Raw genomic sequence first — 14,376 nt, 5'->3', positions numbered from 1 at the left:
ACCCACGCGGACGAGGCGAAAAAGGAGGCCGCCAAGGCCTTGGCCGCCGCCTCCAGGGCCGCCGGGTACGCCCACGTCACCGCCCAGGCCGCGGTGGACGCGGGCAACGCGGCCGCGCAGGTCGCCCAACCGGCCAACGACGCCATCCAGCTCGGCTCGCCGTACGTCACGACCGACTCGGCCGCCGGTCTCGTCGTCCTGACCGGCCAGGCGTCGAAGACCATCGCCGAACAGCAGAAGGCCGTCGCCGACGCCCACGCCAAGAACGCGAAGGAGGAAGCCGCCGCCGCCAAGGCCATCGCGGACGCGGCCACCGGTGAGGCCAAGCAGGCCTACGTGCACGCGGCCAACGCCGCGGCCCACGCGGCCGACGCGCGCGGGTACGCGACGGAGGCTCTCGGGTACGCGGCCGACGCGGCCCGGGCCGCGTCGAAGGCGGCCGAGTCCCTGGCCCGTACGGTCGAGTACGACCGCCGGGCCGGCGAGGACGCCGCCGCGGCGGACGCCGCCGCCGGACGCGCCGAGAACCACGCCACGACGGCCCGCGCCTCCGCCGACCAGGCCGCTCTGGACGCCGAGGCCGCCCGCGACGCCGCGGCCGCGGCCGAGCAGGCCGCCAAGGACGCCCGAGCGGCGGCCGACCGCGCCGACGCCGCCGCCACCGAGGCGGAGGCGGCCGCCAAGGACGCGCTGAAGTACGCCGAGGAGGCCCAGGAGGCGGCCGAGTCCGCCGCCAGGAAGCAGGCCAACCAGCAGATCAAGAACGGCGCGGGTACCGGCGGGATCGGGGGCACGTTCTTCGTCGTCGACGAGGACAGCGTCAAGGTCACCGACGCCAAGCAGAAGAACGACTGCGTCATCGAGGTCGGTTTCACCGGCTGCACCGTCACGTTCGACGTGACGTTCGACGTCGAGGTCGACTTCTTCCTGTGCACCGACCCGGACGTGCCGGCCACGGCGACCGGCTGCCCGGCGACCGACACCGTGCTGATCGACCGCCGGCCGTTCAAGGGCCTGAAGAAGGAGGTCACCCAGTACTTCAGCAAATGGGACCTCATCGAGCAGACCCTCGTCTACAAGGTCCTCAGGGCCGTCCTCATCCAGGACTTCATCGACTGCTGGAGGGGCAGCGCGGGCGGCTGTGCCTGGGCCGCCAGCAACTTCGTCCCGGGCAAGGCGTTCAGCAAGATCGCCGAAGCGCTCAACGCGCTCGACGCCGCGATGAAGACCGGCGTGGGCGTCGCCGACGCCTACAAGGCCCTCAAGGCCATCGAGGGCCTGGACCCGGCGACCCTCGCCAGGATCACGCAGCAGGTGAACCTCTACGAGGACGCCTTCACCTCCTGCGTGCGCAACAGCTTCCCCGGGCACACCCCGGTGCTGATGGCGGACGGCACCTACCGTCCCATCGCCCAAGTGGCGATCGGCGATCTGGTCAAGGCCGCCGACCCCGCCTCGGGGGAGCTGCGGACCCAGAAGGTCACCGCCACCTTCCGGCACGGGACCGAGCGTCTGGTGGACGTCACCCTCGCCGGTGGCGGAAAGCTGACGAGCACCGCCGGTCACAAGTTCTTCGTGGCCGACCGCGGCTGGACAACGGTCTCCGACCTGCGCGTCGGTGACCGCCTGCGCACCCCTGAGGGCGCCGTCCGTACGGTGCGGGCCCTGCGCGACCGCACGGGCCTGGCCCCGACGGTGGTCCACGACATCACGGTCGACGGTCCGCACACCTTCTTCGTGCGCGCGACGGGGGCGCGTCCGCAGGACGTGCTGGTCCACAACTGCCTGAACATCGTCGCGGACGAGGGCAAGAACGGCGCTCACACGCTGGGCGAGCACGTCCTCGACGAGCAGAAGGCGTGGGACAAGGTCGACAAGGACGGCATCGCGACCGTCTGGAACGACCAGGACACGGCGGTGCGCTGCATCAACGAGGCCTTCCAGCAGTGGGTGCAGCGCAGCCCGAAGAACCTGGCGAAGCTCACGAAGTGGATCAACGATCAGCGCAAGCTGCCGAAGTCACAGATCTTCGATCCGCGCCACGACCTCTTCACCATCGAATGGGAACTCCGGGGTGAGGGCTCGCTCGGCAAGATCTACCGTGCCGGAGCCTCGGCGCCGGTGGCGGCCGGGAACAGGGTGGTGATCAACATCAAGGCGGTCCGGGGCGGCAGCCACGCCGGGGACGACGCCGCGAAGATCCCGAACAACTTCGTGATCTACACCGCCTACCCGAAGTAGACCGCCTGCCCGACGCAGGGGGACAGGAGAAGAAAGAGCAGAGGAGAGGGACACATGGCGCAGCCACCACCGGATCGGGCGCTCGGGGTCGACATCGGGCTCAGCGGGCTGATCAAGTGGATCCGCTACCCCGTGGTCACGAGCGAGGCCGCCGGCCTGGACGTCGTCGCGAGCGTCGCCGACCGGTTCGACGGGGCGTTCGCCCACCAGCTTCTGCGGGACTGTCTCGCCCTGCTGGACTCACCCTTGTCCAGCCGGGACGTCGAGACCCTGTGGCTGGCGGGAACGTTCCGGGAGTTCGATCTGGGACGCCTCGGGATCGACGGCCGGGCGTGGCTGCGCCGGATCGCGGACATCTGCACCGACAGGATCCGGTCCGACGACCCCTCCTTCGCCCCCGCCACCGCCCCGTCCGTGACCGACGGGGCGGTGAAGGAGGCGGTGGCCGCCGAGATCGCGTCGGTCGGTCCCGCCCTGGAGCAGGCCACGGCCCACCACGCCTACAGCCCGCTCGACGGCGTCGTCCCCGCCCTGCGTCGGGTGGTGGACGTCGATCCCGACCTGGCGTTCCGGCTGCTCCTGCGGGCGCTGAAGGGGTACTTCGTGCGGATCGGTGAAGCCCGGTACGCGCGGTACCTCGCGCTCGGGGAGGATCTCGGGCTCGGTGAGGACGTCGTCGACGACGGCGACTTCAACATCTGGCCGGAGCTGGACGACTGACACCATGGGCAGACGCCCGGGACACCCCTGAGGTGCCACCGGCCGGCGGCCGGACCACGGGCGCCCCTCGTCACGAGGGGCGCCCGTGGTCGCGCGGAGGGACGGTCCGGACTCCACGCGGACGGCCCGGACACGCCCCCGGGAGCGCGGCATCATGGTCCCGTGTCCCCGACAAGCCCGCGGCGCCCGTCCGCGCCGCTCCGCCGGACCCCCGTCCAGCGGCGCAGTGCCGAGCGGCTCGCCCGGATCCTCGACGCCTGCGCCGAACTCCTCGACGACGGCGGCTACGAGCGGCTCAGCACCCGCGCGGTGGCCGTGCGGGCGGGGGTGCCGATCGGCTCCGTCTACCGCTTCTTCGGCAACAAGCGGGCGATGGTCTCGGCCCTGGCGCACCGGAATCTCGACCGGTACGCCGAGCGGGTCTCCGCCCGGTTCGCCGGGGCCCCGCACCTCGACGCGCACGGAGCCATCGACGGCGTCCTGGACGAGTTCCTCGCGATGAAGCGGACCGTGCCCGGCTTCGCGCTGGTCGACTTCGGTGTGCCCGCCGCCGTGCCGGGCGAGGAGACGACCGCGGAGCCCGTCGGTGATCCGAACCTCCTCGTCGCCGAACGGCTCTGCGCCCTGTTCGCCGCCCACCTCGGCCGGACCGCCGGCGAGGCCCTGCGCCGCAAGGTCCTCGTCGGGGTCGAGACGGCCGACGCCCTCGTACGGCTCGCCTTCCGGGTGGACCCCGAGGGTGACCCGGCGCTGATCGCCGAGACCCGGGAACTGCTCCACGCCTACCTCGCCCCCTCCCTGGAGCCGCCCCCGGCGCCGTGACCCTCCCGCACATGCCTACCGGTCGGTATGCTCGGCGTCGCAGCCCGCCACGGCTGTGTCCCACCGCCGTGTGCCATCGCCCCCCGGGAGACGCCATGTCCACCGCCCTGCGCATCTGCCCCCTCTGCGAAGCGACCTGCGGACTCGTCCTGACGCTCGACGGCATCCGGGTCACCGGCGCCCGGGGCGACCGGGACGACGTCTTCAGCCGCGGCTTCGTCTGCCCCAAGGGCGCCGCCTTCCCCGAGATCGACGCCGACCCGGACCGGCTGCGCGCCCCGCTCGTCCGCGAGGACGGCGTGCTCCGGGAGGCCACCTGGGACGAGGCCTTCGACACGATCGCCGCCCGCGTCCGGCCCCTGATCGAGCGGTACGGCCCGGACGCGGTGGGCGTCGTCCTCGGCAACCCCAACGTGCACACCATGGCGGGCGCCCTCTACCCGCCGCTCCTCGTCGGCGCGCTGCGCACCCGGAACCTCTTCACCGCGTCGACGCTCGACCAGATGCCCAAGCACGTCTCCAGCGGGCTGCTCTTCGGCGATCCCTTCGCCGTGCCCGTCCCGGACCTGGACCGCACCGACCACCTGCTCCTGCTCGGCGCCAATCCGTTCGAGTCCAACGGCAGCCTGTGCACCGCCCCCGACTTCCCCGGCAGGCTCAAGGCGCTGCGGCGGCGCGGCGGCACCCTCACCGTCGTCGACCCCCGGCGCACCCGCACCGCGCGCCTCGCCGACCGGCACGTCGCCATCCGGCCCGGCGCCGACGCGCTGTTCCTCGCCGCCCTCGTCCACACCCTCTTCGCGGAGGGGCTCACCGACCTCGGCCCGCTCGCCGCCCACACCGAGGGTGTGGAGGACGTGCGGACGGCCGTCAAGGAGTTCAGCCCCGAAGCCGTCGCCGACGCCTGCGACGTCGACGCCACCACCCTCCGGGCGGTCGCCCGTGAACTCGCCGCCGCCCCCACCGCGGCCGTCTACGGCCGGATGGGCAGTTCCACCGTCGCGTACGGCACCCTCGCCAACTGGCTCGTCGACGTCCTCAACGTCCTCACCGGCAACCTCGACCGGCCCGGCGGCGCCCTCTTCCCGCTCTCCGCCACCGCCCCCGCGCCCGGCCCGGCCCGCCCCGGCCGGGGCTTCGACCTCGGCCGCCGCCACAGCCGGGTCTCCCGCCACCCCGAGGTCAAGGGCGAGTTCCCGATGGCGGCACTCGCCGAGGAGATCGAGACGCCGGGGGAGGGGCGGATCCGGGCGGTCATCACGGTCGCCGCCAATCCCGTCCTCTCCGCCCCCGACGGCCGCCGCCTCGACGCGGCCCTCGGATCCCTCGACCTCATGGTCGCCGTCGACCCCTACCTCAACGAGACCACCCGGCACGCCGACGTCGTGCTGCCGCCGCCCCCGCCCGCCCAGAGCGCCCACTTCGACTTCGCCTTCAACGGCTTCGCCGTCCGCAACCAGGTCCGCCACACGCCGGCCGCCGTCCCCCTCGAAGCGGGCCGCATGGACGAGTGCGAGATCCACGCGCGGCTGATCCTCGCCGTCTCCGGCATGCACGGGGCCCCGCCCTCCACCGTGGACGAGCTCGCCATCGACAGCCTCCTCGCCAAGGCGGTCACCCAGGAGCACTCACCCGCCCACGGGGCCGATCCCGCGCAGTTCGCCGCCGGGCTCACCGGTGCCTCGGGGCCGGAGCGCCGGCTCGACCTGATGCTCCGGCTCGGCCCGTACGGCCTCACCCTCGACGAGCTGCGCGCGCACCCGCACGGCATCGACCTCGGCCCGCTCGAGCCGCGCCTCCCGCAGCTCCTCAGGACCCGTAGCGGGCGCGTCGAACTCCTCCCCGCCCCGATCGCCGCCGATCTGCCCCGGCTGCGCGCCGCGCTCGACGCCGTACCGGACCCCGGCACGCTCCGGCTCGTGGGGCGCCGTCATCTGCGCTCCAACAACTCCTGGCTGCACAACACCCCGGCGCTCGGCGGAGGTTCGAACCGCTGCGTCCTCCAGGTGCACCCCGAGGACGCGGCCCGGCTACGGCTGACCGACGGCGGCCTCGCGCGGATCACGGGGGACGGGGGCCATCTCGACGTACCGGTGGAGATCACCGACGAGGTGCGCACCGGGGTGGTCAGCCTCCCGCACGGCTGGGGTCACGACCGGCCCGGCACCCGGCTCACGGTGGCGGCGAGCCGCCCCGGGGTCAACGTCAACCAGCTGCTCGACGGTTCTCGGCTCGACCCGCTCTCCGGCACCGCCGTCCTCAACGGCTTCCCCGTCACGGTGGCGCCGCTGCCCGAGGCGCAGTCGGTACCCCTCGTGTGACCTGGGGTTTTGCTCGTATTGCTCACGCCTCGACGTCTTGCTGACGGCGGAAGGCGGCACCTACGGTCATCCGGACCGCCGCTCGGCGGCAGTTCAAGGGTGAACGTGAGGTGTCCTCCATGCTGACCGTCCTCGGCTTCGCCATGATCGCGACCTTTCTGGTCCTGATCATGATGAAGAAGATGTCGCCGATCGCGGCGCTCGTGCTGATTCCCGCCCTCTTCTGTGTGGCGGTCGGGCAGGGCGCCCAGCTGGGCGACTACGTCATCGAAGGCGTCGGCAAGCTGGCCCCGACGGCCGCCATGCTGATGTTCGCGATCGTCTATTTCGGCGTGATGATCGACGTCGGCCTCTTCGACCCGATCGTCCGGGCCATCCTGCGCTTCTGCAAGGCCGACCCGGTGCGGGTGGTCGTGGGGACGGCGCTGCTGGCCGCGATCGTCTCCCTGGACGGAGACGGCTCCACCACCTTCATGATCACCGTCTCGGCGATGTACCCGCTCTACAAGCGGCTCGGCATGAGCCTCGTCGTCATGACCGGCGTGGCGGCCACCGCCAACGGCGTCATGAACACCCTCCCGTGGGGCGGCCCCACGGCCCGCGCCGCGACCGCGCTCAAGCTGGACGCCGCCGACATTTTCGTCCCGATGATCCCCGCCCTGGCCGCCGGCCTGGTCTTCGTCGTCGCCCTCGCGTACGTCCTCGGCCGCCGGGAGCGCAGGCGCATCGGCTTCCTCACCCTGGACGAGGCCCTGGCCCCGGAGAGCGGGACCGTCCTCGTGACGGCGGGCGGCGGCGTGGACCTCGTCAAGCGGCCCGGGGCCGTCGCCGGCACGGGGTCCCTGTCCGGTGCCGGCTCCTCCTCCGGTACGGGTACGGGCGCGGCGGACGGCGCCGCCGACGGCCCCCGCCCGGGTGAGGACGAGGGCTTCCAGGGCCTCGACCCGCACCGCGCGACGCTCCGCCCGAAGCTGTACTGGTTCAACGCCGGTCTCACGGTGGCCCTGCTCGCCGCGATGATCCTGGAACTGCTGCCGATCCCCGTGCTGTTCCTGCTCGGCGCGGCTCTCGCGCTCACCGTCAACTACCCGCGGCCCGCCGACCAGAAGGCGCGGATCGCCGCCCACGCCGACAACGTCCTCAACGTGGCCGGCATGGTCTTCGCCGCCGCCGTCTTCACCGGTGTCCTGACCGGCACCGGCATGGTGAAGCACATGGCCGACTGGCTGGTCGGCGCCATTCCGGAGGGCATGGGCCCGCACATGGCCCTGGTCACCGGTCTGCTGAGCCTGCCGCTCACGTACTTCATGTCGAACGACGGCTTCTACTTCGGTGTCCTGCCCGTCCTCGCCGAGGCCGGCGCGGCGCACGGCGTGTCCCCGCTGGAGATCGCCCGGGCCTCCCTGGTCGGCCAGGCCCTGCACATGTCGAGCCCGCTCGTGCCGGCGGTGTACGTATTGGTCGGCATGGCGAAGGTGGAGTTCGGCGACCACACCCGGTTCACGGTGAAGTGGGCGGCGCTGACCTCCCTGGTGGTCCTGGCGGCGGCCGTCCTCCTCGGCATCGTCTAGCGCCGTACGACACCGCGCCCCGGCCCGGTCCGCCGCCCGTCGCCGGGTCGGGGCCGGGCCGTAGGCCGCATGGGCCGGACGGGCGACATGCGCGCCGCGTCGCGCATGTCGCCACCGACCGCGCCCGGGACATGACGGATAGTCGGATTATCGGTTGAAATATCCGACACCATCCTCCCGGAGGAACCCGTATGTCCGTTCGCATCTCCCGGCCCCTGACGGCCGCCGCGGCCGCCCTCACCCTCGGCGGCCTCGCCCTCTCCGGCGCCCCCGCCGCTCTCGCCGCCCCGGGTGACAACGGCGACGTCAAGATCCACCACGCCGGGCGCCCCGACGAGCCGCCCCGGACGCTGGAGACCGACCAGCGCAACGAGTCCAAGGTCTGCACCTTCTACATCTCCGCGCTGGGCTTCGACGGCCTCCAGCTCCTCAACTGGAACATCACGCCGCAGCCTCCGAAGGGCGGCACCGTCAAGACCGGCGTCGTCACCGTCGACCCCATGGGCAACGGCTTCACGCCGGACATCGAGCTCCCCGACGGCATGTACAAGGTCGAGTGGACCTGGGCCGGCCAGCTCGGCGCCAAGAAGAGCAAGGTCTTCCGGGTCGACTGCGACGACATGACCAACCCGCCCGGCCACAACGGCGGGAACAACGGCGGCGGCCACCACAAGCCCCCGCACGGCCCGGTCGGCGCGGGCGGCGGCGGCAGCGCGGAGCTCGCCGCCGAGGACTCCAGCACCTTCGGCGTGGGCGCGGCCGTCGCCGCCGGCCTCGCCGGCACGGCCGGCCTGGTCCTGATCCGCCGTGCGCGCCGCCGCAACGATGGCGCGGCGTAGGTCACGCCTCACGCGCCGGCAACGGCGGCTCCTCCGGCTCACCAGGACCGTGACGGTGACGTTCGTCCTGGTGACCGGGGGCATCTGGTGGGCCGGTGACGACGAGCCGGCCGGCCCGGCCCTCGCCACCGGCCCGGCCGTGCCCGGCGGTGCCGCCGGGCCGGCCGGGGCCGCGGCCCCGGCGGACGGCGGCACGGCCGGCTCCGCCCCCGGGAACACCGCCACGGCCCCGGCCCCCAGGGGCGGCGGCCCGGCCGCCGACCACAAGGCGAAGCCCCGCCCGGGCTCCGCGGCGCCCACCCCGCGGCCGTCCCCGCCGCCCGCGCCGCTTCCCCGGTCCCGTCCCACCACCGTGGCCGTCCCGGCCATCACCGTCGAGGCGCCGGTGACCGACCTCGGACTGGACGCGGCGGGCAGGCTCGCCACCCCGCCGGTCGACAACCCCCGGGTCGTCGGCTGGTACGCCAAGGGCGCCTCGCCGGGGGAGCGCGGCACCGCCGTCGTGGTCGGCCACCGGGACACCCGGACCGGCCCCGCCGTCTTCCTCAACCTGAACGCGCTCAGCCCCGGCAACACCGTCCGGGTCGCCCGCGCGGACGGCCGTGTCGCCGTCTTCACGGTCGACCGCGTCCGTACGTACGCCAAGGACGACTTCCCCGACAAGGAGGTGTACGGAGCGACCGGCCGCCCCGAACTGCGGCTGCTCACCTGTGGGGGCACCTTCGACCGCAAGACCGGCTACGAGGCCAACATCGTGGTCTTCGCCCACCTCACCGACATCTCCCGCACCATCTGACCCCCGGCGCCGGGCCGCTGCCCGCCCGGGGGCGCCCCCGGTTGCGGCCTCACCGCGCGCCCGGCGCGCGGGCAAGGCGGAAGAGGCCAGTTCCGGGGCCGTACCACTGTCCGGATCGGCCGTGGACAGGCGCGGGCCCGTACCGGCACGATCGGCGGGGTGCCGGGGGCCCGTCATGCCCGCGACCGCCCCGGCGATGAGACCCGGGGCACTCCCGGAACCCCTGGCGCCTAAAAACTAACAGCGCTAGTTTGGGGCGACGGCGCCGAACCGGTCGGCGGGGTGAGGGAGAGGGAAGCGGATGAAGGCCCACGACGCGCTGTACATCGACGGGGAGTGGCGCCCCGCGGCCACCACGGGCACGATCCCGGTGATCAACCCGGCCGACGAGCAGGTCATCGCCCACGTCCCGGCCGGCACCGCCGAGGACGTCGACGCCGCCGTCCGCGCCGCCCGCGCAGCGCTCCCCGGCTGGGCCGCCACGCCGCCCGCGGACCGCGCCGCCCGGATCGCCGCCCTGCGCGACGTGCTGGCCGCCCGCGCAGACGAGATCGCCGCCACCGTCACCGCCGAGCTCGGCGCGCCGCCCAAGCTGGCCGCCGCCGTCCACACCGGACTGCCGATCGCCGTGGCCGGCTCGTACGCCGAACTCGCCGCCACCCACCCCTTCGAGGAGAAGGTCGGCAACTCCACCGTCCTCTCCGAGCCGGTGGGCGTCGTCGCCGCGATCACGCCCTGGAACTATCCGCTGCACCAGATCGTGGCCAAGGTCGCCCCGGCCCTCGCCGCCGGCTGCACCACCGTCCTCAAGCCCGCCGAGGACACCCCGCTCACCGCCCAGCTCTTCGCCGAGGCCGTGCACGAGGCGGGACTGCCCGCCGGCGTCTTCAATCTGGTCACCGGCCTCGGCACGGTCGCCGGCCAGGCCCTCGCCGAACACCCGGACGTCGACCTGATCTCGTTCACCGGCTCGACCGCCGTCGGCCGCCGCATCGGCGCCCTCGCCGGCGGGGCCGTGAAGCGGGTGGCCCTCGAACTCGGCGGCAAGTCCGCCAACGTGATCCTGCCGAGCGCCGACCTCGCCCGGGCGGTCGCCACCGGCATCGCCAACGTGATGTCCAACGCGGGTCAGACGTGCAGCGCCTGGACCCGGATGCTGGTCCCCGCGGAGCGGTACGAGGAGGCGGTGGCGCTCGCCGCCGCGGCCGCCGCGAAGTACGTCCCCGGCGAGCGCCTCGGCCCGCTCGTCAACGCCGCCCAGCGCGAACGCGTGCGCGGCTACATCGAGAAGGGCGTCGCCGAGGGCGCCCGGCTCGTCACCGGCGGCCCCCGGGCCCCGCTGGCGACCGGCTACTACGTCTCCCCGACCGTCTTCGCCGACGTCACCCCCGAGATGACGATCGCCCAGGAGGAGATCTTCGGCCCGGTCGTGTCGATCCTCCGGTACGAGGACGTGGAGCACGCCCTCGCCCTCGCCAACGGCACCGTCTACGGACTCGCCGGCGCCGTCTGGGGCGACGAGGAGGAGGCCGTCGCCTTCGCCCGCCGCATGGAGACCGGTCAGGTCGACATCAACGGCGGCCGCTTCAACCCGCTGGCCCCCTTCGGGGGGTACAAGCAGTCGGGCGTCGGCCGGGAACTCGGCGCGCACGGCCTGGCCGAGTACCTCCAGACCAAGTCCCTCCAGTTCTGAACCGAGGAGCACCGCACGTGAGCACCAGTACGAGCACGCGTACCCGTACGGGCACGAGCACCGTCCGCGCCGCCGTCCTGCCCGCCGTCGGCGCCCCCCTGGAGATCACCGACGTCGAACTCCCCGAGCCCGGCCCCGGCCAGGTCCGGGTCCGGCTCGCCGCCGCCGGGGTCTGCCACTCCGACCTCTCGCTCTGCAACGGCACCATGCGCCTGCCGGTCCCCGCCGTCCTCGGCCACGAGGGCGCGGGCACCGTCGTCTCCGTCGGCGAGGGCGTCACGCACGTCGCCCCCGGCGACGGAGTCGTCCTCAACTGGGCGCCGTCCTGCGGCTCCTGCCACCCCTGCTCCCTCGGCGAGGTCTGGCTCTGCGCCGACGCGCTGACCGGGGCGGGCGCCGTCCACGCCCGTACCGCCGACGGCACCGAACTCCACCCCGGCCTCAACGTCGCCGCCTTCGCCGAGGAGACGGTCGTCGCCGCGAAGTGCGTGCTGCCCGTCCCCGACGGGGTGCCGCTCACCGACGCGGCGCTGCTCGGCTGCGCCGTCCTCACCGGCTGGGGCGCCGTCCACCACTCGGCCAAGGTCCGCGAGGGCGAGACCGTCGCCGTCTTCGGCGTCGGCGGCGTGGGCCTCGCCACCCTCCAGGCGGCCAGGGTCGCCGGGGCCTCCACCATCGTCGCCGTGGACGTCTCCCCGGAGAAGGAGGCCCTCGCCCGGGCGGCCGGGGCGACCGCGTACGTGGTCGCCTCCGACACCACCGCCCGCGAGATACGGAAGCTGACCGGCGGTCACGGCGTCGACGTGGCCGTGGAGTGCGTCGGCCGCGCCACCACCATCCGTACCGCCTGGGACTCCACCCGGCGCGGCGGACGGACCACCGTCGTCGGCATCGGCGGCAAGGACCAGCAGGTCACCTTCAACGCCCTGGAAATCTTCCACTGGGGCCGCACCCTGAGCGGCTGCGTCTACGGCAACTCCGACCCGGCCGAGGACCTCCCGGTCCTCGCCGGCCACATCCGGGCCGGCCGACTCGACCTCGGTGCCCTGGTCACCGAACGCATCTCGCTGGAGGGCATCCCCGGCGCCTTCACCAACATGCTCGCGGGCAGGGGCGGCCGCGCCCTGGTGGTCTTCCCGGACTGACGAACCGGCGGGCCGGCGAACCGGCCCGGGCGGTCAGCGGGTGCGGGACTCCCGCCGGCCGCCCGGCCCGGAGGACGCCTCGGGGGTACGGGACGGGGCCGCCGCCCCCGTCCCGGCCGGCCGCGACCGGGAGACCGCCACCCCCGCCAGGCACAGCGCGCCGCCCAGGAGCGTCAGCGGCCCGGGCAGCTCGCCCAGGAACGCCCAGGCCATCAGGACCACCAGGGCCGGTACCGCGTAGGTCGTCGCCCCCATCCGGCCGGCGGTCGTACGGGCCAGGGCGTAGGCCCAGGTCGTGAACGCCAGCGCGGTCGGGAAGACGCCGAGGTAGAGCATGTTCAGGGTGGCCGGCAGCGGCGCGCGGCCCGCCTCCTCGATCAGCCGGCCCGCGAACGGCAGGCAGGCCACGGCGCCCACCAGGCAGCCGAAGGTGGTCACCTGGAGGGCGCTGCCGTGGGCGAGCGCCGGCTTCTGCGCCACCACCCCGCCCGCGTACGCCACCGCCGCGAGCAGGCACAGCGCCACGCCCAGGACCGAGGCGCGCCCCTCGCCGGACATCGACAGGCCCACGGCCACGGCGCCCGCGAAGGAGACCGCCATGCCCGCGAGCAGCCGGGGCGGCAGTGACTCCCGCAGGAAGCGGGCCCCGAGGAGCGCGATGAGGAGCGGTCCGACGTTGACGACCATCGCCGCCGTGCCCGCGTCGACCTCCTGCTCGCCCCAGTTCAGGACCACCATGTAGCCGCCGAACCAGAGCAGGCCGGAGACCAGGATGCCGGGCCACGCGGCCCTCGGCGGCAGCCCTTCCCGCCGGATCAGGAGCACGGCCCCCAGCACCAGGGCGCCGGCGAGCAGCCGGCCGAGGGCGAGGGGGCCGGGGGAGTAGGCCGTCCCCGCGCTGCGGATGGAGACGAAGGCGGAGGCCCACAGGACGACGGTGACACCGGCGGCGGCGAGCGCGAGACGGGAGGTTCGCTTCTGCATGCCCCGACCGTAGAGGGCGGACCGTGCGGCGCTCACCGCAATATCGCCGGATCCACGCCCGGGGCCTCCCGGAGCGCGCGCTCACCCACGGGTGTCACCTTCACCGCCCGCTCGGACCCGAGGCGAGTTCCCCGGCGGTCCAGGCGCGTCCGTCGGGAGGAGGGCGGAGGGGAACGCGGCCCGGGTCTCGTCCGCGAAAAAGCGCCGCGAAGGCGGCGAGGTTGCTCCCGGGGCCCCAGGGGCCCGCATCCACGCCTCGGCGCCGGCCGAAGCGTCGTGCGCCGGGTACCCGGCGGGCGGGGGCGTCAGTCCCCCCTGGCCGTGCGCGTCCGCGCCCGGTCCAGCGTCGCGTACTGCGCCGAGAGCCCGTCGAGCAGGGCCCGCAGGCCCGTCTGGAAGGCACCCTCGTCCACCTTCTGCCGGTGCTCGGCGAGGAGATGCGCCTGGCCGAGGTGCGGGTAGTCGGCCGGGTCGTAGGCGGTCTCGTCGTCGACGAAGCCCCGGGCGAAGGAGCCGAGCGCGGAGCCGGTCACGAAGTACCGCATGAGCGCGCCGATGTACGTGGCCTGGGCGGGCGGCCACCCGGCCCGGACCATCGCGCCGAAGACCGCGTCCGCGACCCGCAGGCCCGCCGGGCGGCGGCCCGGGCCCTGGGCGAGGACCGGCACGATGTGCGGGTGGTCGGCGAGGGCGGCCCGGTAGGAGACCGCCCAGTCGTGCAGGGCCGTCCGCCAGTCGCGGCCGTCCGTCTCCTCGAACATCGACAGGTCGATCTTGGCGCTCACCGCGTCCGCGACCGCGTCCAGGATCTCGTCCTTGGTGCGGAAGTGGTTGTAGAGCGAGGGGCCGCTGACCCCCAGCTCGGCCGCCAGGCGGCGGGTGGACAGCGCGGCGAGCCCCTCCGCGTCCACGAGCGATCCCGCCGTCTCGACGATGCGGTCGCGGCTGAGCAGGGGCTTGCGCGGTCGGGCCATGGCGCACATAGTAGGCCTGGCACTGAAAACTAGCAGTGGTAATTAAAACCGGGCGGAGCCCGAGGAGGGGTGGTGCGGCGTGAATCTGGAGCTGAGCGAGGAGCAGGAGGCCGTACGGCGGCTCGCCGCGGACTTCGTCGCCCGTGAGGTCGCCCCGCACGTGGTCGCCTGGGACCGGGCGGAGGAGGTCGACCGGGGCATCGTGAAGAAGCTCGGCGACCTCGGCTTCCTCGGACTCACGGTCCCGGAGGAGTACGGCGGTTCGGGCGG

The 14,376-nt window shown here is 73.9% G+C and carries 12 protein-coding genes; 10 read left to right on the top strand and 2 right to left on the bottom strand.

What is annotated here, in order from left to right; translation table 11 throughout:
• From RIF68_RS09615 to RIF68_RS09575, 9 genes are all read left to right on the top strand, one after another.
• Positions 1 to 2,241: polymorphic toxin-type HINT domain-containing protein (locus RIF68_RS09615; protein WP_309050728.1), on the top strand; the 2,241-nt coding region annotated here is incomplete at its 5' end.
• A gap of 54 nt (positions 2,242 to 2,295) precedes the next feature.
• Complete coding sequence (locus RIF68_RS09610) at positions 2,296 to 2,961, top strand: hypothetical protein (RefSeq protein ID WP_309050727.1); 666 nt, start codon at positions 2,296 to 2,298, stop codon at positions 2,959 to 2,961.
• A gap of 162 nt (positions 2,962 to 3,123) precedes the next feature.
• Positions 3,124 to 3,783 (top strand): TetR/AcrR family transcriptional regulator, encoded by a 660-nt coding sequence (locus RIF68_RS09605; protein WP_309050726.1) that lies wholly within the window; start codon positions 3,124 to 3,126, stop codon positions 3,781 to 3,783.
• A gap of 95 nt (positions 3,784 to 3,878) precedes the next feature.
• The gene (locus RIF68_RS09600; protein WP_309050725.1) at positions 3,879 to 6,104 is read left to right on the top strand and encodes a molybdopterin-dependent oxidoreductase; all 2,226 of its coding nucleotides are present in this window, start codon (positions 3,879 to 3,881) and stop codon (positions 6,102 to 6,104) included.
• Between the two features lie 119 nt (positions 6,105 to 6,223).
• Entirely contained in the window at positions 6,224 to 7,675 is a 1,452-nt protein-coding gene (locus RIF68_RS09595; protein ID WP_309050724.1) for a citrate:proton symporter, read from the top strand.
• Between the two features lie 191 nt (positions 7,676 to 7,866).
• Complete coding sequence (locus tag RIF68_RS09590) at positions 7,867 to 8,514, top strand: hypothetical protein (RefSeq protein WP_309050723.1); 648 nt, start codon at positions 7,867 to 7,869, stop codon at positions 8,512 to 8,514.
• A 55-nt stretch (positions 8,515 to 8,569) separates the two neighbouring features.
• Positions 8,570 to 9,310: a class F sortase gene (locus RIF68_RS09585; RefSeq protein WP_309050722.1), complete on the top strand. Its 741-nt coding sequence runs from the start codon at positions 8,570 to 8,572 to the stop codon at positions 9,308 to 9,310.
• Positions 9,311 to 9,611: 301 nt separating this feature from the next.
• Entirely contained in the window at positions 9,612 to 11,003 is a 1,392-nt protein-coding gene (locus tag RIF68_RS09580; RefSeq protein WP_309050721.1) for an aldehyde dehydrogenase family protein, read from the top strand.
• Positions 11,004 to 11,020: 17 nt separating this feature from the next.
• Positions 11,021 to 12,148, top strand: a complete 1,128-nt coding sequence (locus RIF68_RS09575) for a zinc-binding dehydrogenase (RefSeq protein ID WP_309050720.1) — start codon at positions 11,021 to 11,023, stop codon at positions 12,146 to 12,148.
• Between the two features lie 33 nt (positions 12,149 to 12,181).
• Here RIF68_RS09575 and RIF68_RS09570 read toward each other — a convergent pair whose 3' ends face one another.
• On the bottom strand, positions 12,182 to 13,132 hold the full coding sequence (locus tag RIF68_RS09570) for a DMT family transporter (protein ID WP_309050719.1): 951 nt from the start codon (positions 13,130 to 13,132) through the stop codon (positions 12,182 to 12,184).
• Positions 13,133 to 13,437: 305 nt separating this feature from the next.
• Complete coding sequence (locus RIF68_RS09565) at positions 13,438 to 14,106, bottom strand: TetR/AcrR family transcriptional regulator C-terminal domain-containing protein (protein ID WP_309050718.1); 669 nt, start codon at positions 14,104 to 14,106, stop codon at positions 13,438 to 13,440.
• Positions 14,107 to 14,185: 79 nt separating this feature from the next.
• Between RIF68_RS09565 and RIF68_RS09560 the strand changes: the two genes are divergently transcribed.
• On the top strand, positions 14,186 to 14,376 hold a 191-nt coding region (locus RIF68_RS09560; RefSeq protein WP_309050717.1), incomplete at its 3' end, for an acyl-CoA dehydrogenase family protein.

This window comes from Streptomyces sp., assembly GCF_031178505.1.
GTDB classification, from domain to species: domain Bacteria; phylum Actinomycetota; class Actinomycetes; order Streptomycetales; family Streptomycetaceae; genus Streptomyces; species Streptomyces gulbargensis.
This window is presented reverse-complemented; position numbering and strand designations above follow the sequence as displayed.

Excerpts from the sequence above, each read along its gene's own strand:
- RIF68_RS09610 (WP_309050727.1), top strand. The coding sequence starts at position 2,296 with ATGGCGCAGCCACCACCGGATCGGGCGCTCGGGGTCGACATCGGGCTC.
- RIF68_RS09600 (WP_309050725.1), top strand. The coding sequence starts at position 3,879 with ATGTCCACCGCCCTGCGCATCTGCCCCCTCTGCGAAGCGACCTGCGGA.
- RIF68_RS09595 (WP_309050724.1), top strand. The coding sequence starts at position 6,224 with ATGCTGACCGTCCTCGGCTTCGCCATGATCGCGACCTTTCTGGTCCTG.
- RIF68_RS09590 (WP_309050723.1), top strand. The coding sequence starts at position 7,867 with ATGTCCGTTCGCATCTCCCGGCCCCTGACGGCCGCCGCGGCCGCCCTC.
- RIF68_RS09580 (WP_309050721.1), top strand. The coding sequence starts at position 9,612 with ATGAAGGCCCACGACGCGCTGTACATCGACGGGGAGTGGCGCCCCGCG.
- RIF68_RS09570 (WP_309050719.1), bottom strand. The coding sequence starts at position 13,132 with ATGCAGAAGCGAACCTCCCGTCTCGCGCTCGCCGCCGCCGGTGTCACC.
- RIF68_RS09565 (WP_309050718.1), bottom strand. The coding sequence starts at position 14,106 with ATGGCCCGACCGCGCAAGCCCCTGCTCAGCCGCGACCGCATCGTCGAG.